We start from the raw sequence: 25,124 nt of genomic DNA on the forward strand, positions 1-25,124 counted from the left end.
TCTGTCGAACGCTCATCGGTTCCCCCGCCGGATAATTCTTCTTACCGACGCTACGGCCACGTCAGACTTTTATTAGGTCCAACACAAGGTAAAATTCTCTTCGACGTGACTATCGCGTCTGATAACGGGACGCGTACTTTCTTGTATCGACTTACGTACATTGCAGTAATGTTACCTGCTCCCTCGGGTCTGTTGGACCTCCCCGGCCGGTCCGACGACCACGAGGGAGACAGGCAACCGCTCGAACTGACACCGGTCTGTACAGTACGGAGGTGCTCACGTCGAGCATGATGGACTGGATGAACGACACTGAGACGGCCGACGCCGGGGACGAAGCTGACACGGAAACACAACATATGTCATCAGACGATGGACTTGGATTCGAGGAGGGAGTAGACGATCTCTCCGACGAGTTTGGTGACTTCGGCGACGACCTCGACGACGGATTCGACGACGATTTCAGCGGATTCGACGACGGTAGCAACGAGGAACTCGCAGAGCTCGAGGACCGAGTCGGAGAACTCGAGAACGAAGTGAGCGCCATCTCGTCGGGGATGAACACCGTCCGAGAAGAGAACAAGCAGATCGGTGGAACTGTCGAAGAACTCGAAGATACGATTCGGAAACTGCTCGACATCTACGAGATGGTCACCCGCGGTATCAACCCGTTCGTCGACGACGCCCGCGAGATGGGTGGCCTCGACGGCGGTGGGTCCTTCGGACTCTTCGAAGCAGAAGCAGAAGACGAAGAGCATCTCGACCCGGAAGTCGCCAGCGCCGACGCAGAGACGTTCTTCGACGACGACTTCGGAGAACTCGACGCCGAAACTGGCGAACAGGAAGCCGAACTCGCCGCCGAAGACGAACTCGTCGAAGCAGAGCGTGAGAGCCCGGCAGAGGGGCTGGACAGCGGACTCGGGGACGAATCCGACGAACCCGAAACCGAGAGCGCCGGTGGCGCGAGCTTCGACCAGCTCAAACAGGAGTACGACGAATCCGGTGGGTGGGACGACGAAGAAGACGAGGTGGAAGGTGCCGACGATTCGCTCGACGAGTTAGAAGCAGACGAACTCGACCCTGCGTCTTCGGACGACGATATCACAGACGACACCGACGTGGCCGTCGACACCGACGACACCGACGGCGAAGCGGTGGCCGAACCTGCGGACGAGTCTGACGACATCGAGAAAGCGCTCGACGAGTTAGAAGCAGAGTACGCCTCCGCGAAGATGGCCAAAGACGAACTGGGTGCGAACGCAGACGAAGACGAGGACGAGACTGCCGGTGTCGACGAGACTGTCGATGCCGACGAACAGGCCACCCCCGTCGAATCGACGCAATCCAGGCCGGAATCGACCGCATACACGACCGACGTGGTCGACTCCGACGCCTACCTCGCACAGTTGCCCGCCAGTTACGTCGCCGAAGTGCTCGTCCTCGAATGGGTCGAACACCTCGTCGTGGTCGGCGGCGCACGCGGTGCCTCGCGGGCCCTCCGGCAGTACCGCGAGCAGGGATGGATTTCGCGTCACGTCCAGAACGAACTGAACGCACACGTCGGACAGGTTGCTGCTGCCATCGACGACGACAGCGACACCGAACTGCACATCGACGACCATCAAGAGAGTCTCGCCTACGTCTGCCGGCTTTCTGCGGATGCTCCCGAGAGACGACTGCTCGAAGAACTCGTCGCTTACGGAGGGGAAATCGATGGGCTTCGGTGTTAGTGGCTCGACTGCGCTCATCTTCCTCGGCGTCCTCATCGCAACGGGGACGCTGTACACAGCGACGTCTAACGCGACTGAAAACGTGTTAGAAGCCCAAGACGCCGACTCGGAACTCGCTCTCGAACGAAAGAACACCGAGATTAGCGTCGCGAATGCGACGTACTACTCGGGGAACACGACGCTCGTCGTGAACGTCACGAACACGGGTGCGCAGACGCTGGCGGTCGACGAGACGACCGTTCTCGTCGACAACGAGTACGCCACGCCCGAGACAACGTCAGTCGAAGGCAGTCAGGCGACGAACCTGTGGCATTCTGGTGGGAATCTCACCATCGAAGTGCGTAACGGGACGCAACCGGGACGCGTCAAAATCGTCACCGGAACCGGCGTCGCCGCCACGGGGGTCGTGAGCTAGATGGCAGATATCTCCGTCCCGAGTCTCATCTTGTTCATCGCCAGTATCGTCGTCGCGGCGGGCGTCTCTGGTGTCCTCATCGACACGGTCACCGGAATCAGCAGTTCACTCGACGAACGCGGCGGCGACGTGAGCACGGAGATTCGCACCGATATCGAAGTCATCAGCGACGCCGAGGCAGGGGTGTACGACACGGGCAACGACAACCTGACGGTGTACGTCAAAAACACCGGGTTGCGGACGCTCCCGGCGACGAGTGGTGGGTTCGATGTCATCGTCGATGCACAGTACCAGACCGACGTGAACGTGAGCGTCGTCGACGGCACGGAGTGGCGACCGAGCAACGTCGTCGAACTGGAAGTAAGCAATCTCACCCTCTCGACCTCGACGGACCACCGACTGAACGTCGTCGTCGATGGCGACGAAGAGGTGTTCGAATTCTACGTACCATGAGCAATCAATTCTCTCTCGGATTATCGGGACACGACCGTCTCGAAAAGGAACTGGGTGGTGGCATGCCGAAGGGCGCTATCGTCCTGATAGAAGGCGACTACGGTGCCGGAAAGAGTGTGCTATCGCAGCGATTCAGCTACGGCTTTTGCCAGGAAGAGACCGTGACGACGCTCGTCTCGACAGAGTTGGGCGTCCGTGGCTTTCTCGACCAGATGCACTCGCTGTCGTACGACGTCGTCAAGCACCTGTTGAACGAGGAAATCCTGTTCTTACAGGCCGAAATCGACAGCAGTGGTGCACTCTCTGGCGGCCAAAAGGAGCGCAAACAGCTCCTCAGACGGTTGATGGACGCAGAGACGCTCTGGGACGCAGACGTCATCATCATCGACACGTTCGATGCCATCCTCCGCAACGACCCGCAGTTCGAAGCACTGGTTCGGCAGAACGATGAGCGACAGGCCGCCCTCGAAATCATCTCCTTCTTCCGTGAGTTGACGACGAAGGGCAAGACGATCATCCTCACCGTCGACCCATCGTCGGTCGACGAAGGCTCTATCGGCCCGTTCCGCTCTATCGCTGACGTCTACTTGGAACTCGAGATGGTAGAGGTCGGAAACGACGTTCGCCGAAACATCTTCGTCAAACGGTTCGCGGGAATGGGCCAACAGGTGGGTGACCGCGTCGGCTTTTCGGTTCGGTCGGGAATCGGTCTCGTCATCGAGTCGAGGAGCGTGGCCTAGATGGCGACCGAACACGGCTCTGCCAGACTCTCCGACGACCTCAAGCGGCTCGCGATGAAGTGGCCACATCTGCGTGACCACCTCAAACGATTCCGCCAGATTACGGGTGAGTTTCCGATGCTCGTCGAAGACCCGGGTGACTACGAGTCGCGACGCCCGAACATTCTCTACCACCTCGGTGGCCCCGTGTTCTGCCAGATATACGGCAACTTCGGTGAGACGACCAAATACTACGTCATCGAACCGGAGATGGACGACGACGAACTCGACGTGTTCGCGCGGGTCAAAGACAAACTGCTCGAACGCAGTGTCTCGAAACCGGCACCCGAAGAGAGCGCCGACTACGAAGAACGCATTCAGGAACTCCTCGACGAAATCGTCCGCGTCGAGGGCGAAGACCACGGACCGCTCGAAACGGTGGCCAAACGTCTCGACGTCGCCGGTGTCGAAGTCTCGCAAGTGACCTACGACAAAATAGAGTACCGACTCATTCGTGACATCGTCGGTCTCGGGCCGCTCGAACCCATCATGCGCGACCCGGAGAACGAGGACATTCACGTTATCGGCCCCCGGCAGGTCGACGTCGACCACGGGACCTTCGGACTGCTCGAGACGAGCGTCGAGTTCGATAGCACCGAGCAGTTCGACAACTGGCTTCGCAACATGGGTGAGCGTATCGGTGACCCCGTCTCCGACGCCCATCCCATCGTCGACTCGACGCTCCCAGACGGGTCGCGTATCAACATCATCTACTCCGACGACGTGTCGCTGAAGGGGTCGTCACTGACGATTCGTCAGGGTGACGACGTGCCGCTTTCGGTCCTCCAGATTGCAAAGTGGGGAACGCTCTCGCCCGAACTCGCGGCGTATCTCTGGATTGCACTGGAGAACGAACGGACGGTGTTCGTGGTCGGCGAGACGGCGTCCGGGAAGACGACGACGCTCAACGCGATTCTCTCGTTCATCCCGCAGGACTCGAAGATTTACACTGCAGAAGACACCGCCGAGGTTCTGCCACCGCACGACACGTGGCAGCAACTCCTCACGCGTGAGGGACGCGGCTCTGACTCCGAAGTCGACATGTTCGACCTCGTTGCGGCGGCGTTGCGTTCTCGTCCCGACTACATCATCGTCGGGGAGGTTCGTGGTGAAGAAGGCCGGATGGCGTTCCAGGCGGCTCAGACGGGTCACCCGGTCATGCTCACGTTCCACGCATCCGACATCGTCTCGATGATTCAGCGGTTTACGGGTGATCCAATCAACGTCCCCGAGACGTTCATGTCCAACTGTGACATCGCCCTGTTCCAAAACCGAGTGAAACGTGGCAACGACATCCTTCGTCGCGTCACGAGTGTCCAAGAGATAGAAGGCTACTCGAAGGAGATGGGTGGGGTCGTCACTCGTGAGGTGTTCTACTGGGACCCCGTCAACGACGACATCGTCTTCCAGGGGATGAACAACTCGTTCATCATGGAGCAGAAAGTCGCGACACTTCTCGGATACGACGACACGCGGAAGATTTACGACGACATCAAGTTCCGGGCAGAACTCATCCGCCGCGCGATACAAGAGAACGTCCTCGGCTACCACGAGGTGAACGAACTCATCGAGGACTTCTACCGCGACGGCACCGAGGGACTGCCGTTCGACATGGCGAGGGTATAATCAGATGGCAGGGGACACGAGTGCGTCGGTGCAAGCGGTTCAGGTTCGAGACTTCGTCAGCGACATCATCGAGTCCTACGAGAAGATGCCGATGCCACTCCCGCGGTATCTCACAGTGATTCTCGGGCCAGCCATCGTGGTATTCATCCTCTCGATAGTCGGCGCGATTGCGCTTCCCCTTCCGGTTCTCGTTCGCATCCCAGTGTTCCTCCTCGGGGCACTCCTCCTCGGTGGCGCGGTTCTGTACCCGCGCCTCCTCGTCGAGCAGACGCGACGGAGCCTCGAGAACCAGATCCACCTCCTCATCACCCACATGACGGTCCTTTCGACGACCAACATCGACCGTGTCGCCGTCTTCCGCACGCTCGCGCGCGAAGAGGAATACGGGGAGCTAGCGACGGAGATGAACCGCATCGTCCAGTTGGTCGACGCGTGGAACCAGTCACTCGACGATGCGTGTGTCCGACGTGCCCGAGAGGTGCCGTCGAAACCACTGTCTGACTTCCTCGACCGACTCGCGTACGCAATCAACGCGGGACAGAGCATCGACGACTTCCTGCTCGGTGAGCAGAACGCGATGATTCAGAAGTACATCACCGTCTACGAGAGCGCGCTCGGGAATCTCGAGGTGATGAAAGACCTCTATCTCTCGATGATTCTGTCGATGACGTTCGCTATCATCAACGCCATCGTCCTCCCGATTCTTACGGGAACGGACGCGACGATGACCATCGGCGCAGTCATCGTGCTGTTCGTCTTCGTGCAGATGGGCTTTTACTTCGTCATTCGGACGATGTCCCCACACGACCCACTGTGGTACCACCAGCGACAGTACCGGACGAAAGCCGACCGGCAGATAGACATCACGCTGTACGGGGCAGTGGGGCTCTCTATCGCGATGGTGTTCGTCCTCGCGATGGGGACGTTCGACCTCACCATCGTCGGCGAGATCGTCCGCCCAATCATGGTCGATATTCCGGTTCCACTGCTCATTTCGACGCCACTGACCCCGCTCGCAGTCCCCGGCATCGTCGCTCGTCGACACGAAAAACAGATCGACGAACGTGACGAGGAGTACCCCGGATTCATCCGCGCACTGGGGGCGTCCGAGACGGCAAAACAGAGTACGACGACTGCCGTCCTGGAGACGCTCCGGAAGAAAGACTTCGGCGTGCTCTCTCGAGAGATTGGTCGCCTCCACACCCGCCTTCGGATGCGTCTCGACCCAGACCGGTCGTGGTTCTTCTTCACCGCCGAGTCGAACTCCTACCTCATCCAGAAGTTCAGCGAGATGTACAACGTCGGCCGGTCGATGGGTGGGAAACCGAAACTTCTCGGTGAACTCATCAGCCGGAACATGAACGAGATCATCAAACTCCGCCGGCAGCGCAAGCAGTCGACGATTACGCTCATCGGCGTCCTCTACGGAATTACGGCGTCGGCATCGTTCGCGTTCTTCATCGGGCTCGAAGTCGTCGAGATTCTCGCATCCTTCTCGACGCAGATGAACCTCGATAGCCTCCAGTTCGGGACGCTCATCTACGCAGGCGTCTACGACATTCCCTTCATCGAGTACATGCTCACGATCATCATCCTGTTCAACGCCCTGCTCTCGTCACTGATGATTCGAATGGTCGACGGCGGGCACAAGGCGAACGCCTACCTCCACTTCGTGGTGCTCGTCTGGGTCGGGTCGCTCATGGCGGTCATGACGTCGTCGCTCGCGGGAGCGCTGATCAACATATGACGAACGAACACTCACCACCATCAAGGTCAGCAGAGTCGGACGGTCAGATGGTCGAAAACGCACGCTCTCGCACGCCAGAAGGCGGTGACGTGGCGAACAGCAAACTCCTACAAGCCTATCGCAGACAGAAGGCCGAACCGGAGGACGACCGCGAGAAGCAAGAACGCGAGCAGTCCGAACGGCGCACACAGAAGCGAACCGCCAGTGGCGAATCCATCGTCGTCGACTTCGTCGCGAGTTTCGTCGCCGGTGGCAACGCCTCGTTCGAACCCGTCAAGGGCCGCGTTCTGATGAGTCAGCGACGACTCATCCTCGCCACGTCGAAGTCCAAGACGGATATCCCGATAACTTCAATCTTCGACATCGCCGTCGGGCAGGTTCCGCCCGAAGTCGAGGAGTTCTTCGACTACACAGTGATGGTTGGGTACATCATCGGCAAACGTCGGCGAACGACGGTCATCGGCGGCGACCGCGAGACGATCGAGAAGTTCACGCTGTTGTTGTTTCGTGCAGCACTCAACGGGTCGCGTGCGCAGGTCACGCATCCGGCGCGAATCGGAGGCCGTGTCCTCGACACGCCACGCCGGCCAACTGGCCTCCACCTCGACTACGAAGCGGTCACGTTCCCCGACGACGACGGACCGCTCACCGAGAACGGCGAGCCGTTTCACATCGACCTCGCGAGCGTCATCTTCTTCGAAGTGCTCGAACGGACGGTCGACGACGAAAAGCGTCTCGTCCTCTCGGTTCAGCACGTCAAGCAGGGACAGACGGTGACGACCGAAATCTCGCTCAAATCCCGGCGGAAGATGAACATCCTCGGGCGCTACCTCCGACTCGTCTACCACTGGATTAAGTCCAACGTGCGCAACATCGAGGTCACAGAACAGGGGCTCGAAGTGCTGGTCGGCCTCTACTCTGCCGGCGAGATGGCCGCAGAGGTGGACTTCAGCGAACTCCTCGGCGTCGAACAGGCGGTGCTCGACGAGGCGTTAGAGACGCTCCACGACGAGGACCTCATCGACGACGACGCGATTCCGACGTCGCTGACGCCACAGGGTCGGTTCGTCGTGAACGAAGAAATCGAAGACGTGAACGTCTGAGTCGGGTTCTCCATTCTATTTCGGCCGTTTCGCGCGTCGGATTCTACGTCTCTTCGGGTTCCTTCCTCGGCAGGTCTTTCCGCGCCGAGAAGTAGTACAGTATCACGACGAACCCCGCTGCCGGGACAGTCACGCCGAACCAGTACTTCTGCGGATTCTCGAGATTCAACCGCTTCGCGTCGAAATACATGAAGAGCGCGATCGGGAACTGAACGAGAAGCACGCCGACAAGAGCGAAGGCGACCAACTCAGCCATCGTTCGTCGTTTCGGTTTCTCCAATGTAAATGTGGGTTTGCGTATCTGCGTATCGTGATTCGCGAGAGAGTGGACCGTCGGCCGAGTGGGACATCAGAAGGTCCAGCGTCGAGAAGAACTGGCTCTGCTCTGTTGAAATCCTCGGAGTATGATAGGAATCGCGTGCTGAATAGAGAGGTTCTATTCAGCAACGGTTATGACTAGCCTCCTAAGGTAGTTTTGGCACGACTCATAAATCAGAGAGAACAGATATACTCTTACAAGTCTGATATTTATTATGTCGAGTCCTCTGTCACGGCGTGCATTCCTCCACATTTCGGGAGTTGTAGCACTTTCCTCTGCTGGCTGTCTTGACGTTCTGGATAATTCCAAGATGCCAGATTTGACGGTGCACAACGGAACCGGCAGAAGTATTACGGTCACGACGACGGTTACCCGCCTGTCTAACGGTGAGGTAGTATTTTCGGACACTACCACAATCACGGAGGATAGGACCCACAGGTACAACAATCCAATTCGTGAAGAAGACACGTACAGAATTCAGGTGTCTGTGGAGGGAAGTAGAGAGAATTCGTATGAATGGGATGCGCCTGACGATGATGCATATGGACTACACATTCCGATAACCGAGAATGAAATCTTGTTCCTTGAAGTTGTGGCGTGATTGCAAGACATGCGCGCTGTATTCAGCACGACCACAGAAACCTCACCAATTGCTGTCAGTAGCGCCGTGCAACACTCAGAGGGTGTATTCATCACCGAGGGTTCGTTTATTCCTCCTCATCCACGCTGAACTAACCGCTGAGTAGGACTGTGAGTTTATCACTCAATGCGGTGGGAATCCATGTTTTATATTGGGGCGAACCAAGGAGGGTGGTATGTCTCTACTGCCCTCTACCGGTGACGTGACGGGCGAGCAAGAAGGCGAGATACAGGTTCTCGGTGTTGACGAAGATGGTTCAGCAGACGTGTTTGAGGCTCTTTCATCCGATACGGCACGGCGTATCCTGACGGCGATTTACGACGAGCCGGCCCCTCCATCAGAACTTGCTGATCGACTCGATATGTCCCTTCAAAACGTTTCTTACCATCTCGATACCCTCGAAGACGTTGGCGTGATTCAGGTAGCCGACACACGGTATTCCGAGAAAGGAAAGGAGATGAACGTGTACGCGCCCGCCGATGACCCCGTCGTCATGTTCGTAGGCACCGAAGAGCGTAAGACCGGCTTCCGTGACCTTCTTAAACGGCTTGTAGGGGCTACCGGACTTCTCTTTGTCATCTCGACCCTACTGTTTGCCTTCCAAGCGTTTGGCCAGCCCGGTGGTGCAAGTGACGACCTGACGCCTCTGGAACTACTGACCTTTCCCGGATTGGAATTTCTCCTCGGCGGGTTATTCGTCCTTGGACTGGTCGTTTTGTTATGGGTCTGGAACAAATAGGGCCGAGACAATTGGCTGTCAAAATCAATTTTGACCCAAACATCGTATTAAGCACCGCGATGGTCAATTGGTGAGCATGGCGCGTGCCCCAGAGCAGTCGATGTTTACGAGATCGTCAATTCTCACCGGCTTAGTCGCTGGACTGGCCCACACCGCTTTGGCTGTGTTACTGTGGAACCATTGGTTTGATGACTTGTTTGACTTGATTGCCGTTAAGCCACTTAATGGAGCGTACATCCTACTGGGGATGTTCCTCCTTGGATTCGTACCCGCTCTATTTTACGTCGGTGAGAAGGTCAAATCACCCGCCGCCATCATCGCTGTACTCCTACTTCTTTCAGGACTCGGCTCGTGGCTGGCAGGCCCAGTTCGCCCGCCATCTGCTGTTCCGACACCATTTGCTCTGTATATTCTATCTTGGATTGGTGTCGTCGCTCTTGCGGGTGTGATTGGTGGATTTGAATACCGTCGTAAGCAACGAGCCACGAAATGACCTAACACGTCCGATTTTAGGAAGGAACTCTTGAAGTCTCGTCCTCGTATATGTGCGTGACCTGTATTGACCGAATTACATCCCCCTCGATCTTGGTACCATCTGTGCCACATTCGCGCCCTCTATTCAGCACGCCCTCAAAAATCTATCAGAATCCTGTATTTTCAACAGAACCAAAGAACGCTACTGCTCGTTGATGGCGTCGGAGGCGATGTTCCGGCCACGAGCGTTCAACTGCACCTCGTGGCGAACACGAACCTCCTCGACGACTCGGTGGTCGATGAGACGCTCGAAGAGTTCCTCGACTTCGTCCACGTCGAGGCCGAGGAAATCGGGGATGTCGAACGGTGCGACACCCGAATACAGCGCCGTGAGAACCTGCTTGTCCGTCTCGCTCATCTCGATAGACGTCTCTGCGAGTTCTTCCCCTTCGCGCAGAAGCGAGTAGAGGAACGTAATCGCGCGTTCCGACCCGGAGATGTAGGTCTGCAGACTCGTCCCTTCGTCGTCAGAGTGTTCGACTTCGATGACGCTCCGAACGTTGTCGACGACCTTTCGCTCGCCAGTTTTGATGGCACCGATGTCGTCGAGGCGAATCTCGACGAACTTGCCGCCGACCGTCGCCATGCTGACCGCTTCCGCTTCGACTTTCAGACGCGAGTTCTCCCACTCGGTGTTCTGGACGACGCCGCCGGCGACAGCGGGGTGTCGCGCGAGGAACTGCTCTGAGTTGAGGAGCGCACCGAAAAAGTCCACCTCGAACTCGTCGTAATCCACGGGTGCGATGAGAATCACACCGGACGGGATGTGGATGCTGAAGTAGTCGGCGACGGTTGCGATTCGCTGGTTGACGTCGAATCGACCACCGAGTTTCTCGATGTCGGTGAGTGAGACGGTTCGTTTTCCGCCCGTTCCTGCCAAGATGAGCCGCTTGTTCGACAATAGAACTCGGCCACTCGTCCAGTCGACGTCGTGAATCTCCCGGCCGTTTTTGACAACCTGAAGGAACCGGCCGCGAGTGTCTCCAAGTTTGTGTTCACCGGGTTTCATCGGTTACCTCTGTTCGTCGTCGCTCGTGCGGTAGATTCGGAGTCGTTTGTCGACCGGTTCGAACTGCACACGACAGCGTGGTGGAATCGTCTCGGTCATCCCGATGGTGAGGTAGCCATCCGTGTTGAGTGCCGACCCGAGCGTCTCGAACACCGCACGTTTCGACTCGGCGTTGATGTAGATGAACAGATTCCGGCAGACGACCAGGTCGAACGTCCCCGGTGGGTCTTCGCGGATGAGGTCACGTCTGCTGAACCGAACCATGTCGCGTAGCTCGTCTTTGACGCGGTAGATGTCGTCGTCGACATCGACGAACCGCTGCCAGTCGCCGATGGGTTCGAGTTGTTCGTCGAGGTGGTTGGTCTCCGACGCCTGGTACTCGCCTTTGCGGGCCGCACGGAGAATTTCGCGTTTGATGTCCGTGCCGACGATTTCGATGCGTCGTTCGTCCACGTGCGGGTCGTCGTGGGCGAGCATCGCCAGTGAGTATGCTTCTCGGCCGTCAGAACAGGCGGCGCTCCACACCTTGATTGGGTCGTGTCTGGTTCCGTTTGCGCTCAAATCACGGAGCACGTCCCGAAGCGACTCCCAGACGTCGGGGTTGCGGAAGAAACTCGTCACGTTGACCGAAAGCGCGTCGAGGAGTGCTTGCTGTTCGTCGTCCTCGTCGCGTAACAGTTCTTCGTAGGTTTCGTAGTCGTCGACGCGGCGGCGACGCATGCGAGCAGAGATTCGTCGGTCGAGGTAGGCGTCGTTGTAGGAACTCGTCTGGAAGGCCAGCGAGTTCTCGATGTACGTCAAGAGATGGTCGAACGACGGGTCGGTGGTATCCGACGACGACATCAGTCTGCTGCCTCCTCTGTGGTTTCCGGCAGCGAACTCGGGTCGAACTCGCGCATCGCCTGTTTTCCATCTGCGGGCAGTTCCAGCGTTGAAACGTCGAGAATTGGAATGACGTTTCCATCGCCGATGACGGCGGTTCCGGAGAGGCCACCGACACCGGACAGCGGTCCTTGGAGTGGCGTCACCACGACTTCTTCCTGTTTCGTCACCCCGTCACAGTGGAGCGCAACCTGCCTGTCGTCGGGGCGGATGCGGACGACCATCCCATCTTCGGGTTCTGGCGTGTCGATTTCGAGCGCCTCACGGAGACGGATGAGTGGGAAGATGTTCTCTTCGTGGACGATGACTTCCGCACCGTTGACCGCCTGAACACGGTCACGTCGACTAATCTCGTCGATGTACTTGATGGGGACACCGAACTCTCGGTCGTCCACCTGCACGAACAGCACCTTGATGATGGCGACAGAGACGGGGAGCCGAATCTTGACCGTACTTCCCTGCCCCGGTTCGCTTTCGACCGAAACCGACCCATCGAGTGATTCGACGGTGGTCTTGACCACGTCCATCCCGACACCACGACCCGACACGTCGGTAATCTCGTCGTTGGTCGAGAGGCCGGGGTGGAAGATGTAGTCGAATATCTCCGAGTCGGACATCTTGGTGACTTCGTCGCGCGTTTCGACACCTTCGGCGACGACTTTGTCGCGGACGGCGTCGGCGTTGATGCCGGACCCGTCGTCTTCGACGGTGACGATGACCGTGTCGTGCTGCCGGCGAGCAGCGAGTTTGATGGTCCCCGTCCGTGGTTTCCCGTCTGCCTCGCGAACGTCGGGTTCTTCGATACCGTGGTCGACGGCGTTCCGCAGGACGTGCATCAACGGGTCGGAAATCTCGTCGAGAATGGTTCGGTCGAGTTCGATATCTGCTCCTTCGACCGTGAACGAGACGCGTTTGTCCTGTTCGCGAGCGAGGTCACGGACGAGCCGCGGGAACTTGTCGAACACCTTCTTCAACGGGATGAGGCGCATGTCCATCACTGTGTTCTGGAGGTTCGACGAGATTTTGTCCAGCTCGTCGAGCGTGTCGAGTGCGGTGTCCTGTTGTTCGTCGATGGCGTTGCGGAGTTTGATTCGACTCGTCACGAGTTGTTCGACGAGTTCGTGAAGTTGGTCGAGTTGGTCGACGTCGACGCGGACAGATTTGACCGCGGAGATAGACCGTTCGTCTTTCTTCTTGGGTTCCGACTGTGATTCGTCTGCCCCGTCGTCTGCCATTTCTCCGTCGCCAGCGTCTGCACCGCCGTCAGCCTCCTCTGCGTCGTCAACGACTTCTTCAGCACCAGTTCCGACGTCAGTCTCGTCGCCGTCGGTGTCCATGCGCTCGTCAGCGTCACCGCCGCCGATGGCCGAACTGTCATCGGTGGTCGACCTGTCACCGACTGTGTCGTCGGTGTCGTCGGCCAACGCGTCGTCGGTCGCGGATTTGCCAGCATCCGCCTCTGCCACATCGTCGGCAGTTTCGTCCTGTTCCGTCACGTCCGAATCAGCAACTGTGTCCGTAATATGGGTGGTGGCAGCTCCATTACCGAGGGCGTCCGACACGTCGGTCGTCTCCACCGACTCGACCTTCCAGAGGTCGCCGAGTCTCGACTCGACCGCTTTCGGTGCGAGGTTCGCGACGAACAGGTCGAAGCCATCGGTGAACTCGCCGGCTTCGATGGCGTCGCGTGCCGGGGAGAACCCGACGAGGTCGACCCGCTCGGGAACGTTGCTGAGGAAGATTCCTGCGTCGACACTCTTCATCTGCCCCACGTCGAGTTCGACGTGGGCGTGTGCGAGGGTCGCCACGTCGATGGTGTCGACATCGACACACTCGGCGGCGAGTGAGACGAGGTCGGTGTCGTCGCGTTCGGCCTCGTCAGACGCCGCCGGATTCGAGTTTCCCGCGTCACCCGCGGGTTCGACGGCGTCACGAATCTCTTCGACAGTCTCGACTGGGTTCGTCGTCGACTCGCCGTGTGCTTCGATTTCGTGCAGGATGTCGACGATGAGGTCCATCCCATCGAAGACGAGGTCCATCCGTTCCGGTGTGACCTCGAGACGCTCGTGTCGAATCTCGTCGAGCAGGTCTTCGACGGCGTGTGCGACCGTCGCGGCGTTGTCGAATCCCATCGCACCGAAGTTCCCCTTCAGGGTGTGTGCCTGGCGGAAGATGTCGTCGATGGCGTCCGTGTCCGCTGGGTTGGACTCTAACGACAACAGGGAGTTGTTCAACTGTGTGATACTCTCTTCGCTTTCGGTGATGAACGCCTGGTAGAGTTCTTCGTCCATGGTCATGTCGTGATACCGCGCAGCGTTTCGTCGGTGATGCGTCCGTCAGGTGCGACCGTATCGACGCACCCCGCTTCGATGGCACGCTTCGGCATCCCGAAAATCGCTGATGTTTCTTCGTTCTGTGCGACAGTGTGACCGCCGGCTCGGTCGATTCGAGACATTCCTTCGACACCGTCTCGGCCCATTCCAGTCAACAACACGCCTGCGAGTGGCGATTCGACCACTTCAGCCGCCGACGCCATCGTGAGGTCGATCGCTGGCTTGACGCCGTGGAGTGGTTCGTCGTCGGACAGTTCGAGTGCGAGTCGCCCGGCGCGGTCAGCGGTGACGAGGAGGTGCGAGCCACCGGGTGCGATACGAATCTGTCCGGGCGCGATTCGTTCGCCGTCTTCTGCTTCGCGAACGTCGTACGCACATCGGGCGTCGAGGCGCTCCGCAAATCGCTTCGTGAACCCTTTGGGCATGTGCTGGACGACGACGACTCGAAGTCCGGCATCCACTGGGAGCGACGCGAGAACACGTTCGACGACGTTCGGCCCACCCGTGGAGGCACCGATGATTATCGTCGACCCTTCTTCGGGAAGGTCTGTTTTCGACGATGCAGACGGTGCCGTGTCAGGGGTCGTTCGTCGATTCGTGTCGGCTGTCGGGGGGCGGCTACGGCCACGTGTTGCGTCGAGGTCCACCGCAGCAGCCGACTGAATCTTCTCGACGAGTTCGCGTTTGACACGAGGCATCCCGGAGGTGACTTCGCCACCGGGTTTAGTGACGAAGTCGACTGCACCTCTGTCGAGTGCCTCGAACGTCACGTCTGCGTCCGCTTCGGCGTGCGCAGAGAGCATGAGGACGGGCGTCGGACATTCGTTCATGATGCCTTCGACCGCATCGAGTCCGTTCATCTCGGGCATCTCGATGTCCATCGTCACCACGTCGGGACGGTGTTCACCGACCACCGAAATCGCTTCACGACCGTTGCTGGCCTCCGCGACGACGTCTACGTCCCCGTCTTCGAGGAGTGTTCGAATCAGCGTCCGCATGAACCGCGAGTCGTCGACGACAACAGCACGCGTCGGTCCCCCGGATGTGGACGCACTCATCGGTCCCCCCCACAGAGGTCACTGAGACGGGACGTTCGAGGTGTCGTGCGACACCGTTCGGTGACTCGCCGAGGCTCGCTCGGCGTCGTCGAACGCACCGTCTTCCGATGGGTCGTCAGAGTCGTTGGAGTGCCGTTTCGTTGACCGCTCATCTACTCCCGAGGTTCGGAAATCGGATATATAAACGCTCGGCGGGAGGAATCACGGCTGATAATCGGGTACGTAGCTTTATGGACCGAATCGCTGCACTCTGGAGTAGACAGACGGCGGTGTACGCCGCCGGTTTTCATCATGCGACAGGATGCAATCCCGACCCAGGTGGCAGCGGACGACGGCGAGGAGGACGCTGTAGACGAGGTGCAAGTCCTCGAATTCAAACTGGGCCAAGAGACGTACTGTGTCGATATCGAATACGTGAGCGAAATCGTCGACAAGGGTCGACTCACGGGTGTGCCAAACGCCCCGGACTACGTCGAAGGCGTGATGGACTTACGCGGGCGGACGACGTCCATCATCAACCCGAAATCGCTCTTCAGCATCGACGACGACGGCGAGTCGAAACGCATCGTCATCTTCGACCCGAACAGATTCGAAGACGAGGCGGCGACGGGATGGCTGGTCGACGAAGTGTATCAGGTCGTTCGCGTCTCGATGAACGACGTCGAAGACCCGCCGTTAGAGAAAGACGATTCCATCGAGGGCGTCATCAAACGCGATGGCGAACTCGTGGTCTGGATTTCGCCGGTTCACGCAATCGAGTAACGGCTCAGTCGACACGGCATCTACTACGACTCAGTCGACACGGCATCTACTACTACTGGCCGACACGGCACCGACGACTACTCAGTCGATGGGTGCCGATTACTCGGCCGACGCGAACTGCCCCGCCACGGCGTTTTCACCCGACACCCACACGACGACGAGTGCCGACACGACGATGGTTCCGGCGAGTCCGAACGCCGAGATGTATCCGAGTTCGGTGGCGACGACGCCACCGAGCGCTGCGCCAACACCACCGCCGAGGCTCGCCAGTGCCGTGTACGCACCGAGTGCTTCGCCGCGAATTCGGCCGGGTGCGAGACGAGTGACCATCCCCGTCGCCGTCACGGCGATGACTGCCCACGTGATGCCGATGACGAAGAACGTCGCTCCGAGGACGACGAGGCCCGTCCCGCCCGTGAGGTACGTGCCGACGAGCGCGACGAGCGGAAACGCGAGACCACGCGTCGCCAACGCGCCGACCTGTAACTGCCGTGAGTCGCGTGTCGCTGCCAACGCGCCGACGCGGGCATAACTCACTGCGGACCCGAGACTCGACAGGACGAAGAGGACGAACACCGCGTCTGCGGACTGTCCTGACGAGATGAGGTACGCCGGGAGCGGCCCGAAGAAGACCGAAAATCCGACGAAGAACAGCGTCGCTGCGGCGAGATACCGGAGCAAGTCTGGACTCGCTCGTGCGCGGAGGTCGGCGACGTCCAGTTCTTGCAGTGCCCAGTACATCCGAGACGGGCCGTATGGAACCGCTCGCACCGACCGGCCGATGAGACCGCTCTGTCGACGGATGCCTGCCGAGAGGCGCGCGAATCGACGTGCCGAGACGGTGGGTCGGTCGGGGTACCACACGCGAACGAGGAGCGCACCGAGGGCTGCGACGGCCCCCGACGCGACGAGGAACCACCGCTGGACGCCGAGTGCGTCGAGTGCGAGCACGCGCGGCGCGACTGCAGACCAGAGTGCACCGACGACGAGGCCGGCCAGCCACCCGTATCCCTGATAGTGGTTGAGGACGCCGAATCTGCGGTCCCACTGGTCGGGTGAGACGCCTTCGACGACGATGAGGTTCAACACCGGGGCGGCGGCGGCGACGACGAACCACAGGAGCGTGTTCGCACCGAGAACCGCAATCGGTGAGTCGACGGCCGCGACGACGAGGAGGGAACCCGCCGTCAACGCGAGTGCGACGAGGACGAACGGGCGGCGTCGGTTCGTTCTGGCGGCGAGTCGGCCCCAGATAATCGCTCCGGGTGCGCCGGCGAAGGCGGCAGTCGCCGCGATGAGTCCGACGAACAGCGCGTTGGCACCCAGTTCGATGGCGTAGAGCGGAACGACGAGTGACGATGCGCCGACGGCCGCGTATCCGAGGGCCCACCCGACGAGCCATCGGTCGCGTCTCGCCGGGGTGGCGGACGATAAGATAGTCACGCAACACGAATCAAAGCGGCGAGGTATAGTCGTTTTCCTACTTTCATGCGCGATAGGTAGACATTAATACTCCCAATGGAATGCTGGAACAACCATGCTCGGGAGAGAGCCACTACATACGGGGGGATGGTCGTGACGGACGATTCATCACCCTCTTCATTCGTGCAGTACGGTATCGACGACAAACCACCCCTTCCAACCGCTCTTCTTCTCGGCGCTCAACACTATCTCACGATGGTGGGCGCAAACATCGCCGTTCCCCTCATTCTCGCTGGAGTGTTGGGTATGCCCGGCGACGTCGTTCCGCGATTCGTCGGGACGTTCTTCGTCGTCTCCGGCATCGCGACGCTGATGCAGACGACGTTCGGGAACCGCTACCCCATCGTCCAGGGTGCGCCCTTCTCGATGCTCGCACCGGCAATCGCCGTCATCGGCGTCGTACAGGCCACCAACCCAGCAGGGGCAGGGTGGCAAACGGCCTTGCTCCAACTGCAAGGAGCCATCATCGTGGCTGCGGCCGTCGAAGTGCTCGTCGGCTACTTCGGACTACTCGGACGCCTCCGGAAGTTCATCTCGCCAGTCGTCATCGCTCCGACGATCGCGCTCATCGGTCTCTCGCTGTTCAGCGTCCCACAGGTCACGTCGGCCACCAACAACTGGTGGTTGCTCGGCCTGACGCTGGCACTCATCGTCCTGTTCTCGCAGTACCTCGACACCGCTCACCCTGCGTTCAAACTGTTCCCGGTGCTCCTCGGCGTCATCGTCTCGTACGTCATCGCGGCAGTTCTCTCCGTCACGGGCGTCATCGCTGCGGGCGCACCCGGATTCGTCGACCTGCAATCTGTCGCTAGCGCCCCGGCGTTCATGCCCATTTACCCCTTCCAGTGGGGCTTCGCGGGCGGTGCGGGCACGATGGAAGTCGCACTCCCCATCGTGGGTGCTGTCGCCTTCGGTATCCCGCAGTTCACGTCCTCGTTCATCATCGGTATGCTCGCTGGCGTCGCTGCCTCGATGGTCGAGTCCTTCGGTGACTACCACGCTGTCGCCCGTCTGTCGGGGGTCGGTGCGCCGTCGAAGCGCCGCATCAACCACGGCATCGGCATGGAGGGTCTGATGAACATCTTCTCGGCCATCATGGGCGGAAGCGGTTCGACCTCCTACTCCGAGAACATCGGTGCAATCGGCCTCACGGGCGTCGCGTCGCGCTACGTCGTGCAGGTCGGTGCTGCACTGATGCTCATCATGGGATTCGTCGGTTACTTCGGTCAACTCATCGCGACGATTCCCGGCCCCATCGTCGGCGGCCTGTACATCGCGATGTTCGGCCAAATCGTCGCCGTCGGCCTCTCGAACCTGAAGTACGTGGACCTCGACTCCTCGCGGAACATCTTCATCATCGGCGTCGCCATGTTCGCTGGCCTCGCAATCCCGGCGTACATGGGTAACGTCGGCAGCGCCGAAGCGTTCCGGCAGGGCATGAGTCAGGTCGCAGTCGTCGGCTGGATTCTCGGGACGCAACTCGTTGCAGACACCATCTTCGTCATCGGGTCGACGGGGATGGCCGTCGGTGGACTGTTCGCGTTCTTCTTCGACAACACCATTCAGGGAACCCGCGTCGAACGCGGACTCGAAGAGTGGGAAGACACCGTCGAAGAAGACGGCGAGTTCACCTCGATGTTCGACCGCCTCCGCGACGACTCGCCGACGGCAGACTAATCCGCAGGACTCAACGTCCACCGTTTTTCGACTACTTACCTTCGTTCATCATCCTTTTTTGGCGATATCCCGAATTCGTGGTCTGAACCCACTCGCAGCTGTCTTTGTCCAGGAGTTCACCAGTCGAACAATCGACGGAGTTAAACACGTTTAGGGATACCAAAAAACGAGGAACACGCCGAGTTGTAACCGACGCGCCCATTTTAGGCTGGCCTAAAAATCGAAGCCCTTTTATTGGTTTAGGCGAGCCTAAAAATATATGACCTACTCTCGACGGACACTTCTGAAGACGACCGGGCTCGCCATCGCAACTGTCGGTCTGGCTGGGTGCAACGGCCAGACGAACGATTCAGCAGAGACGGAGACCTCCGCGTCGGGGACGACTGAAGAGGACGCGTCGGTGACGGTCGATGCGTCGACTGCCGTCGCGGCCGAGTGGAACGCGATGCGTGCGCGACTGCACGACACCGTCGCACTCGCTGCGGCCGGTCGGCTTGGGACCGCCGGCCGCGTCGCCGAAGACGTGTTCGCCAGATTCGAGCAGTCCACGGGCAAGTGGAGCGCCCACGAGCAGTTGGAAGCGACGAACGAACAGAACTACGAGTCGTTCGAAGAGCACCTCGGTGGTGCCGCGACTGCGTTCTCCGAAGGACACGCCGACGAGGGAACTGACCTCGCGATGCAGGCGTCCAACAACCTTCTCGCGGCCCAGCGCGGCCGAACCGATGCGGTAGTGGTCGACGCGTTTGGCCTCAGTATGTTCGCGGCCCGAAGCCGTGACGTGGAGATGCTCGCTGCTGCCGGTGAAGTCGATGCCGCAGCAGAACTCGCCCACAGCATCTACGAATCGTTCGAAGACGCACCGGAACACGAAGTCATCGAAGACGCGTCTCACGAACTCTACGAGACGTTCGAAGCGGGTATCGAAGGTGCGGCGGAAGCGACGGACGCAGCGACGATTCAGCAATCGGCCCGCACTGCCGCAACCGCGATGGTCGACGCGAGTTTCGAGGTTGCCCCAGAGGCCGCAGCCGGCGCGTCCCACTTCGCGCTGATGCAGTCTGTCGGATTCGACGCCGAAATCCTCGCTGGTCTCGGTGGTCCCGGTGACGAATTCGCTCATGCCGCGGTACTGACGCTCTACCGTTCCCGTGCCGCTGATGCCGTGTGGTTAGTCGAACAGGGCCAGTCCGACTACGCGGCGACCCTCGCCGGCGACATCTACGCCCACTTCGAAGGCGCCCGGGCGCACGAGGCACTCGAAGAAGCCGACCACGACGCCTACGAAGGCTTCGAAGGTGGGCTCGAATCGCTGCAGGAAGCGGCCCAATCCGGTGATGTCGCGGCGACCGAAGAAGCGTTCGCCACCGTCGACGAGAACCTGCTCACGGGTGTCTCGGCGCTCGTCGGCGGCGAGGCGGCGACAATTCTCGAAGCGGCGTTCTTCAGAGCGAGACTCGGTGACGCACGAGAACTCGTCGCGCTCGGCGAGACTGGCCGTGCGAACGCCGTCGCCGAGAATCTCTTCGAACGGTTCGAAGCGAACGAAGCCAACCTCCACGAGGCCGTCGAACACGAGTCTGAAGACCTCTATCACCGCTTCGAAGAGGAACACCTCGCCGGTCTCGCCGATGCCGCAGCGGCCGACGATACCGAAACCGCAGCGACACATGCCGAGGGCGCAATGGAGGCGCTCTTCGAGTTCGAAACCGCAGTCGGGACGACGGCCGAGGTGTCGGCAGCCGAAGCCGTGTTCTTCGGTGCTCGCGGATTCGACGCCGCCGCTCTCGCACGGGTCGGAGCGAGCGCCCGTGCGCAATCTGTCGTCGAGTCGGCGTACGGATTCTTCGAGGAGGGCGCAGGTGGCTTCCACGAATCCCTTGAACACGCCGACCACGACCTCTACGAGTCGTTCGAAGGTGCGCTCGAAGGAATCGGCTCCGCCGCCGACTCGGGTGGCGACGCATACGGTGCCGCCAAGACCTACAACCAGAAGGCGGTCGACTCGATGTACGCCGTCGTCGCGACCGCTGCCGCCGATGCCGGTCTCTCCGAAGTCGCGTCAGACCGCATGCGCACCGTCTTCGAGACGTTCGAGCAAGCAGAAGTCCACGAGATGGTCGAGGAGGCAGACCACGACACGTACGAAGGCTTCGAGAAGGCACTCTCGTCCTACATCGAGGCACTCGACGCAGGCGAGGATATCGATTCAGCTGCGAACGTCTACGCGGCCGCGAATACTCGTGCGCAGTTCGCTGTCGTCGGTGCCGTCGATAAGGCACCCGTCGACCACTCGGCCCACGACCACGGCCATGGTGACGCCGAAACGTCCTACTCGGGCGGCCCGAACGTCGTCGAGGGCGTCCCCGAGGACGCAGACCACGTGGTGAAGCTGACGGCCGTCGCCTTCGAACCCGACGAACTGACGGTCAGTGTCGGCGACACAGTTGCCTTCGAACACACCGCTGGGGAAGCACACACGGTGACTGCGTACGGCGGCGAACTCCCCGAGGGTGCCGCCTACTGGGCGTCCGGTGGGTTCGAGTCGCAGGAGGCGGCCGAATCGGGATGGAGCGAGGGCAACGGGGCGGTCCAAGCAGGTCAGTCCTACGTCCACACATTCGAGACGGCCGGCGAGCACGCGTACTTCTGCGTCCCGCACGAAGCCGCTGGTATGACCGGCACAATCACCGTCGAAGAGTAGTCCACACCGAGGCATCCACACCCGCTGGACGGGCGGCAGTGGTCAGTCACCGCCCGATCGTTCGCACGTCAGTTTTCTAGTTAGTTGCCGTCTTTCCTGAGTTTTCCGAGCGCAACGATGACGAGATAGCCGGCGAATCCGACCGCAAAGAGGAGCGCAGGAATGACGAATGGACCGAAGGTCTGGATGAGACCGTCCAGCGGTCCGAGTTGGAGCATATCCGAAGAAGGGTCGGCCGCGGGTTAACGTTCCCGCCGGTCACTCACCCGTCATTCGTCGTCAACTACGTCGTCGTAGTCACTGTCTTCGGCGTCGCCGTCTTCGTACTCGCTGTCTGGTCGCGAGCGAGTCGCTCCCCCGTTCGTCTCGCTCTTCGACCCGCCGTTCGTCATCTCTGAGGCCACAGTTCGAGTGGCTGGCGTCTGCTCGGCCGTGTGGACGTGAACGTCGCGCTGCGGGTAGGGAATCCCGATATCAGCCTCGTTCAGTCGGTTGTATATCTCGCGGTTGATGTTGTGGGTCGCTTTGCCGCGTTTGAGTGGACTGTTGACCCAGCAGACGAGTTCGTATTCGAGGGCGTCGGCACCGAACTGTCGGAATCGTGCCCGAGGACGCGGCGTGTCGAGAACGAGCGGTTCGTCGAGCGCTAACTCCACGAGAATCGTTTCGAACTTGTCGATGTCGGTTCCGTAGGCGACGCCGATTGGGACTTTCATCCGGCGCCGGCGGTCCGGTGCGGATTCGTTGATAATCTTCGCCGCGTTGAGGACGGAGTTCGGAACGGTGACGAGCAGTTCGTCGCGAGTGAGCAGCGTCGTCGACCGAATCCCGACTTTGACGACGGTTCCTGCCTCGCCGGAGTCGAGGACGACGTAGTCGCCGATTTTGTACGTGTCGTCGAAGTAGAGCGCGATGCCGCCGAAGAAGTTAGCGACGGTGTCTTTGGCGGCGAACCCGACGGCGATGCCGGCGATACCCGCACCGGCGAACAGCGGCGTGATTTCGATACCCCAGAGATAGAGCAAGGCACCGATGGTGCCGATGGAGACGACGAGCGTCCAGATGTTCGAAAACACCGGTGCGAAGTCGAATCGACTCCCTTTGTCTTTGACCGACTCCACGAGACGGTTGACGAGGCGGTTCAACGCCCACGCCCAGACGACGATCCCGATGGAGATCGACGGCAGTCCGAAGAACTGTCTGAGTGTCGCTTCGTCGACGACGAGTGCCGTCGCAACTGCTGGAGAGAGAGAGAACAGATAGACGCCGGCTAACGAGACGGTGACGACGATTGGCCACCGGAGTTCCTGAATGACGATGTTGTCGAGGGTCGTCTCCGTTCGACTCGTGTACTGCAACAAGAGACGAATGACGACGGCCTCCATCACGAATGCGCCACCGATGGAGATGAGCAACACGAGGAGTGTAACCTCTATCGCCGTCAGTCCCGAGAGAAATCCAGAGAGGTGCTGGCTCATGGAGTCCACGTCGTGGCCAGCGCGGTTAACCATTGTTCCGGGCTGGTGACACTCCGTCTGCGCAGACAGACGCCGGGTCGAACGGCCCCGTACGGAGACAGGCCGAAAGGTTATGTACCATTCCGCATCCAGAACGAGACAGATGTACCGACTCGGTCACTGGGGCGTCTCGCTCCTCGTGTTCGCGCCGTTCGGATTCGTGCTTCTCCAGGCCGGCTATCCCGAACTCACGTTCGTCTTGGGTGCGGTGATGTGCTGGTTGGCGATGCTCCCCGACTTCGATATGCGAGTGCCCGGCATCTCGCACCGCGGGCCGACACACACACTCCTGTTCGCTGTGCTCGTGGGAGGCGTCGGCGGTGGCGTCGCATACCTGCTCGCGACGAATGCTGGTCAGACCGAATCGACCGCGATGACGCTCGGTGCGTTCGGATTCGGCGTCGGTTCGCTCACTATCGTCGCCCACCTGCTCGGCGACGTACTCACGCCCGCCGGCATCCGCCCGCTGTGGCCCGTCTCGTCGCGGAAGTTCACCCTCTCGCTGTGGACCGCAGACAACACCATCGCCAACTACGGCCTGTTCGCAGTCGGCCTCTTCGCGGTTGCGGCGGCGACGTATCTGTCGGTGCTGGTTTGATTCGACCCCACGGGGACGAGCGTATCAGTTCTCGAATCTGAGGAATCGTTAAGGTCCGCCCGGGAGTCTGCCGACGCATGGACGACGACGCAATGACTCGGTTCCCGGTCCCCGACCTCGACGAACTTCCCGACGACCTGCGCGAGCGAATAGCGGAGGAGACCGAACGCGCGGGATTCACACCCAACGTCTTCGCCGCCTTCGCGTACAAGCCCTCGCACTGGCGGCCGTTCTTCGACTACCACGACGCACTCGTCGAAGACACCGAGTTGGAGCGCCACGAAATCGAGATGATAATCGTCGCCGTCTCGGGCGTCAACCACTGTTACTACTGCAACGTCGCCCACGGGGCACTCCTCCGAATCTACGCCAAAGACCCACTGTTGGCCGACCAACTCGTCGCGAACTACCGATCGGCGGATATCTCCGAGAAACACAGGACGATGCTCGACGTGGCCGTCAAACTCACCGAACGACCTGTGGAAGTCGGCGAAGACGACTTGCAACGCCTCCGCGACGTCGGCTTTTCAGAGGAGGCGGTGTGGGATATCGGCGCAGTCACCGCGTTCTTCAATCTGAGCAACCGCATGGCGATGTTCGCTGATATGCGCCCGAACGAGGAGTTCCACACGCTGGGGCGAGAGCGCCGCGACGATTGAGACGGAATACAGCAACCGCCGCCACCGTATGAGGTGTGTTGTCAATTGGCGGAACTCTTATCCCGTTGACAGACGATTTGCCACACGTAATGGCGAAAGGTAAGGTTGCATTCTTCAAATCCTCCGGCGGATACGGATTCATCGAAACCGAAGACCACGACGACGACGTGTTCTTCCACATGGAGGATATCGGCGGCCCCGACCTCGAAGAGGGCCAAGAGGTGGAGTTCGACATCGAGCAGGCCGACAAAGGCCCGCGAGCGGTCAACGTAACGCGACTCTGAGTGTGCGACGTTCCGACCGGAGAGACAGCGAAGAAACAGAGTTTTCCATTTTCACGCAGTGAGCGACTGCATCACAG

At 60.0% G+C, this 25,124-nt stretch carries 24 protein-coding genes; 16 read left to right on the forward strand and 8 right to left on the reverse strand.

From position 1 onward, the window contains the following. Positions 1–299: 299 nt before the first annotated feature. Genes ACK3SC_RS07050 through ACK3SC_RS07080 form a run of 7 tightly spaced genes read left to right on the forward strand, consistent with a single transcriptional unit; the run spans position 300 to position 7,850 of the window. Complete coding sequence (locus ACK3SC_RS07050) at positions 300–1,727, forward strand: flagella accessory protein C (RefSeq protein ID WP_416839956.1); 1,428 nt, start codon at positions 300–302, stop codon at positions 1,725–1,727. After that, on the forward strand, positions 1,711–2,142 hold the full coding sequence (locus ACK3SC_RS07055) for a fla cluster protein FlaF (protein ID WP_416839398.1): 432 nt from the start codon (positions 1,711–1,713) through the stop codon (positions 2,140–2,142). The genes ACK3SC_RS07050 and ACK3SC_RS07055 overlap by 17 nt, the downstream gene beginning before the upstream one ends. Continuing rightward, positions 2,143–2,595 (forward strand): flagellar protein G, encoded by a 453-nt coding sequence (locus tag ACK3SC_RS07060; RefSeq protein WP_416839399.1) that lies wholly within the window; start codon positions 2,143–2,145, stop codon positions 2,593–2,595. Then, positions 2,592–3,335 carry an ATPase domain-containing protein gene (locus ACK3SC_RS07065; protein WP_416839400.1) on the forward strand — a complete coding sequence of 248 codons (744 nt, stop codon included), beginning with the start codon at positions 2,592–2,594 and terminating at the stop codon, positions 3,333–3,335. The genes ACK3SC_RS07060 and ACK3SC_RS07065 overlap by 4 nt, the downstream gene beginning before the upstream one ends. Then, positions 3,336–5,000, forward strand: a complete 1,665-nt coding sequence (locus ACK3SC_RS07070; protein ID WP_416839401.1) for a type II/IV secretion system ATPase subunit — start codon at positions 3,336–3,338, stop codon at positions 4,998–5,000. A gap of 4 nt (positions 5,001–5,004) precedes the next feature. Further along, on the forward strand, positions 5,005–6,747 hold the full coding sequence (gene flaJ, locus ACK3SC_RS07075; protein WP_416839402.1) for an archaellar assembly protein FlaJ: 1,743 nt from the start codon (positions 5,005–5,007) through the stop codon (positions 6,745–6,747). Positions 6,748–6,794: 47 nt separating this feature from the next. After that, positions 6,795–7,850 carry a CheF family chemotaxis protein gene (locus ACK3SC_RS07080; protein WP_416839403.1) on the forward strand — a complete coding sequence of 352 codons (1,056 nt, stop codon included), beginning with the start codon at positions 6,795–6,797 and terminating at the stop codon, positions 7,848–7,850. 43 nt (positions 7,851–7,893) lie between these two features. Here the strand turns inward: ACK3SC_RS07080 and ACK3SC_RS07085 are convergent, their stop codons facing one another. Further along, a complete protein-coding gene (locus ACK3SC_RS07085) occupies positions 7,894–8,106 on the reverse strand; it encodes a hypothetical protein (protein WP_416839404.1) in 213 nt (70 codons plus the stop codon). Between the two features lie 277 nt (positions 8,107–8,383). Here ACK3SC_RS07085 and ACK3SC_RS07090 point away from each other — a divergent pair, with 277 nt between their 5' ends. The 3 genes from ACK3SC_RS07090 (at position 8,384) to ACK3SC_RS07100 (ending at position 10,041) form a co-directional block, all read left to right on the forward strand. Continuing rightward, positions 8,384–8,770 carry a hypothetical protein gene (locus tag ACK3SC_RS07090; protein WP_416839405.1) on the forward strand — a complete coding sequence of 129 codons (387 nt, stop codon included), beginning with the start codon at positions 8,384–8,386 and terminating at the stop codon, positions 8,768–8,770. Between the two features lie 214 nt (positions 8,771–8,984). After that, positions 8,985–9,548, forward strand: a complete 564-nt coding sequence (locus ACK3SC_RS07095; RefSeq protein ID WP_416839407.1) for an ArsR/SmtB family transcription factor — start codon at positions 8,985–8,987, stop codon at positions 9,546–9,548. Between the two features lie 76 nt (positions 9,549–9,624). Further along, positions 9,625–10,041 carry a hypothetical protein gene (locus ACK3SC_RS07100; protein WP_416839408.1) on the forward strand — a complete coding sequence of 139 codons (417 nt, stop codon included), beginning with the start codon at positions 9,625–9,627 and terminating at the stop codon, positions 10,039–10,041. Positions 10,042–10,224: 183 nt separating this feature from the next. Here the strand turns inward: ACK3SC_RS07100 and ACK3SC_RS07105 are convergent, their stop codons facing one another. From ACK3SC_RS07105 to cheB, 4 genes are read right to left on the reverse strand one after another with little or no spacing between them, the layout of a single operon-like run. Beyond that, complete coding sequence (locus tag ACK3SC_RS07105; RefSeq protein WP_416839409.1) at positions 10,225–11,091, reverse strand: CheF family chemotaxis protein; 867 nt, start codon at positions 11,089–11,091, stop codon at positions 10,225–10,227. A gap of 3 nt (positions 11,092–11,094) precedes the next feature. Beyond that, positions 11,095–11,934, reverse strand: a complete 840-nt coding sequence (locus ACK3SC_RS07110; protein WP_416839410.1) for a CheR family methyltransferase — start codon at positions 11,932–11,934, stop codon at positions 11,095–11,097. Further along, positions 11,934–14,264 (reverse strand): chemotaxis protein CheW, encoded by a 2,331-nt coding sequence (locus tag ACK3SC_RS07115; RefSeq protein ID WP_416839411.1) that lies wholly within the window; start codon positions 14,262–14,264, stop codon positions 11,934–11,936. Before ACK3SC_RS07115 ends, ACK3SC_RS07110 begins: the two co-directional genes overlap by 1 nt. Before the next feature lie 2 nt (positions 14,265–14,266). After that, positions 14,267–15,364, reverse strand: coding sequence for a chemotaxis-specific protein-glutamate methyltransferase CheB (cheB, locus tag ACK3SC_RS07120; RefSeq protein ID WP_416839412.1), 1,098 nt, complete (start codon positions 15,362–15,364; stop codon positions 14,267–14,269). Between the two features lie 291 nt (positions 15,365–15,655). Here cheB and ACK3SC_RS07125 point away from each other — a divergent pair, with 291 nt between their 5' ends. After that, entirely contained in the window at positions 15,656–16,126 is a 471-nt protein-coding gene (locus ACK3SC_RS07125; RefSeq protein WP_416839413.1) for a chemotaxis protein CheW, read from the forward strand. Between the two features lie 99 nt (positions 16,127–16,225). Here ACK3SC_RS07125 and ACK3SC_RS07130 read toward each other — a convergent pair whose 3' ends face one another. Beyond that, positions 16,226–17,569 (reverse strand): MFS transporter, encoded by a 1,344-nt coding sequence (locus tag ACK3SC_RS07130; protein ID WP_416839414.1) that lies wholly within the window; start codon positions 17,567–17,569, stop codon positions 16,226–16,228. 126 nt (positions 17,570–17,695) lie between these two features. Between ACK3SC_RS07130 and ACK3SC_RS07135 the strand changes: the two genes are divergently transcribed. Both ACK3SC_RS07135 and ACK3SC_RS07140 read left to right on the forward strand, forming a co-directional pair. Continuing rightward, a complete protein-coding gene (locus tag ACK3SC_RS07135) occupies positions 17,696–19,285 on the forward strand; it encodes a uracil-xanthine permease family protein (protein WP_416839416.1) in 1,590 nt (529 codons plus the stop codon). A gap of 259 nt (positions 19,286–19,544) precedes the next feature. Next, the gene (locus tag ACK3SC_RS07140) at positions 19,545–21,989 is read left to right on the forward strand and encodes a DUF5059 domain-containing protein (RefSeq protein ID WP_416839417.1); all 2,445 of its coding nucleotides are present in this window, start codon (positions 19,545–19,547) and stop codon (positions 21,987–21,989) included. A gap of 80 nt (positions 21,990–22,069) precedes the next feature. Here the strand turns inward: ACK3SC_RS07140 and ACK3SC_RS07145 are convergent, their stop codons facing one another. Continuing rightward, positions 22,070–22,207 carry a hypothetical protein gene (locus tag ACK3SC_RS07145; protein WP_416839418.1) on the reverse strand — a complete coding sequence of 46 codons (138 nt, stop codon included), beginning with the start codon at positions 22,205–22,207 and terminating at the stop codon, positions 22,070–22,072. Positions 22,208–22,258: 51 nt separating this feature from the next. Continuing rightward, positions 22,259–23,467, reverse strand: a complete 1,209-nt coding sequence (locus ACK3SC_RS07150) for a mechanosensitive ion channel family protein (RefSeq protein ID WP_416839419.1) — start codon at positions 23,465–23,467, stop codon at positions 22,259–22,261. A 142-nt stretch (positions 23,468–23,609) separates the two neighbouring features. On the opposite strand from ACK3SC_RS07150, the gene ACK3SC_RS07155 reads away from it, so the two are divergent. From ACK3SC_RS07155 to ACK3SC_RS07165, 3 genes are all read left to right on the forward strand, one after another. Next, positions 23,610–24,104: a metal-dependent hydrolase gene (locus ACK3SC_RS07155; RefSeq protein ID WP_416839420.1), complete on the forward strand. Its 495-nt coding sequence runs from the start codon at positions 23,610–23,612 to the stop codon at positions 24,102–24,104. A 77-nt stretch (positions 24,105–24,181) separates the two neighbouring features. Beyond that, positions 24,182–24,763, forward strand: a complete 582-nt coding sequence (locus ACK3SC_RS07160; protein WP_416839421.1) for a peroxidase-related enzyme — start codon at positions 24,182–24,184, stop codon at positions 24,761–24,763. 89 nt (positions 24,764–24,852) lie between these two features. Continuing rightward, positions 24,853–25,047, forward strand: coding sequence for a cold-shock protein (locus ACK3SC_RS07165; protein WP_004967996.1), 195 nt, complete (start codon positions 24,853–24,855; stop codon positions 25,045–25,047). The last annotated feature ends 77 nt before the right edge of the window (positions 25,048–25,124 follow it).

The organism is Haloferax sp. DFSO52 (genome assembly GCF_048158745.1).
GTDB lineage: Archaea > Halobacteriota > Halobacteria > Halobacteriales > Haloferacaceae > Haloferax.

Excerpts from the sequence above, each read along its gene's own strand:
- ACK3SC_RS07050 (WP_416839956.1), top strand. The coding sequence starts at position 300 with ATGAACGACACTGAGACGGCCGACGCCGGGGACGAAGCTGACACGGAA.
- ACK3SC_RS07055 (WP_416839398.1), top strand. The coding sequence starts at position 1,711 with ATGGGCTTCGGTGTTAGTGGCTCGACTGCGCTCATCTTCCTCGGCGTC.
- ACK3SC_RS07060 (WP_416839399.1), top strand. The coding sequence starts at position 2,143 with ATGGCAGATATCTCCGTCCCGAGTCTCATCTTGTTCATCGCCAGTATC.
- ACK3SC_RS07065 (WP_416839400.1), top strand. The coding sequence starts at position 2,592 with ATGAGCAATCAATTCTCTCTCGGATTATCGGGACACGACCGTCTCGAA.
- ACK3SC_RS07070 (WP_416839401.1), top strand. The coding sequence starts at position 3,336 with ATGGCGACCGAACACGGCTCTGCCAGACTCTCCGACGACCTCAAGCGG.
- flaJ (WP_416839402.1), top strand. The coding sequence starts at position 5,005 with ATGGCAGGGGACACGAGTGCGTCGGTGCAAGCGGTTCAGGTTCGAGAC.
- ACK3SC_RS07080 (WP_416839403.1), top strand. The coding sequence starts at position 6,795 with ATGGTCGAAAACGCACGCTCTCGCACGCCAGAAGGCGGTGACGTGGCG.
- ACK3SC_RS07085 (WP_416839404.1), bottom strand. The coding sequence starts at position 8,106 with ATGGCTGAGTTGGTCGCCTTCGCTCTTGTCGGCGTGCTTCTCGTTCAG.
- ACK3SC_RS07090 (WP_416839405.1), top strand. The coding sequence starts at position 8,384 with ATGTCGAGTCCTCTGTCACGGCGTGCATTCCTCCACATTTCGGGAGTT.
- ACK3SC_RS07095 (WP_416839407.1), top strand. The coding sequence starts at position 8,985 with ATGTCTCTACTGCCCTCTACCGGTGACGTGACGGGCGAGCAAGAAGGC.
- ACK3SC_RS07100 (WP_416839408.1), top strand. The coding sequence starts at position 9,625 with ATGGCGCGTGCCCCAGAGCAGTCGATGTTTACGAGATCGTCAATTCTC.
- ACK3SC_RS07105 (WP_416839409.1), bottom strand. The coding sequence starts at position 11,091 with ATGAAACCCGGTGAACACAAACTTGGAGACACTCGCGGCCGGTTCCTT.
- ACK3SC_RS07110 (WP_416839410.1), bottom strand. The coding sequence starts at position 11,934 with ATGTCGTCGTCGGATACCACCGACCCGTCGTTCGACCATCTCTTGACG.
- ACK3SC_RS07115 (WP_416839411.1), bottom strand. The coding sequence starts at position 14,264 with ATGGACGAAGAACTCTACCAGGCGTTCATCACCGAAAGCGAAGAGAGT.
- cheB (WP_416839412.1), bottom strand. The coding sequence starts at position 15,364 with ATGAGTGCGTCCACATCCGGGGGACCGACGCGTGCTGTTGTCGTCGAC.
- ACK3SC_RS07125 (WP_416839413.1), top strand. The coding sequence starts at position 15,656 with ATGCGACAGGATGCAATCCCGACCCAGGTGGCAGCGGACGACGGCGAG.
- ACK3SC_RS07135 (WP_416839416.1), top strand. The coding sequence starts at position 17,696 with ATGGTCGTGACGGACGATTCATCACCCTCTTCATTCGTGCAGTACGGT.
- ACK3SC_RS07140 (WP_416839417.1), top strand. The coding sequence starts at position 19,545 with ATGACCTACTCTCGACGGACACTTCTGAAGACGACCGGGCTCGCCATC.
- ACK3SC_RS07145 (WP_416839418.1), bottom strand. The coding sequence starts at position 22,207 with ATGCTCCAACTCGGACCGCTGGACGGTCTCATCCAGACCTTCGGTCCA.
- ACK3SC_RS07150 (WP_416839419.1), bottom strand. The coding sequence starts at position 23,467 with ATGAGCCAGCACCTCTCTGGATTTCTCTCGGGACTGACGGCGATAGAG.
- ACK3SC_RS07155 (WP_416839420.1), top strand. The coding sequence starts at position 23,610 with ATGTACCGACTCGGTCACTGGGGCGTCTCGCTCCTCGTGTTCGCGCCG.
- ACK3SC_RS07160 (WP_416839421.1), top strand. The coding sequence starts at position 24,182 with ATGGACGACGACGCAATGACTCGGTTCCCGGTCCCCGACCTCGACGAA.
- ACK3SC_RS07165 (WP_004967996.1), top strand. The coding sequence starts at position 24,853 with ATGGCGAAAGGTAAGGTTGCATTCTTCAAATCCTCCGGCGGATACGGA.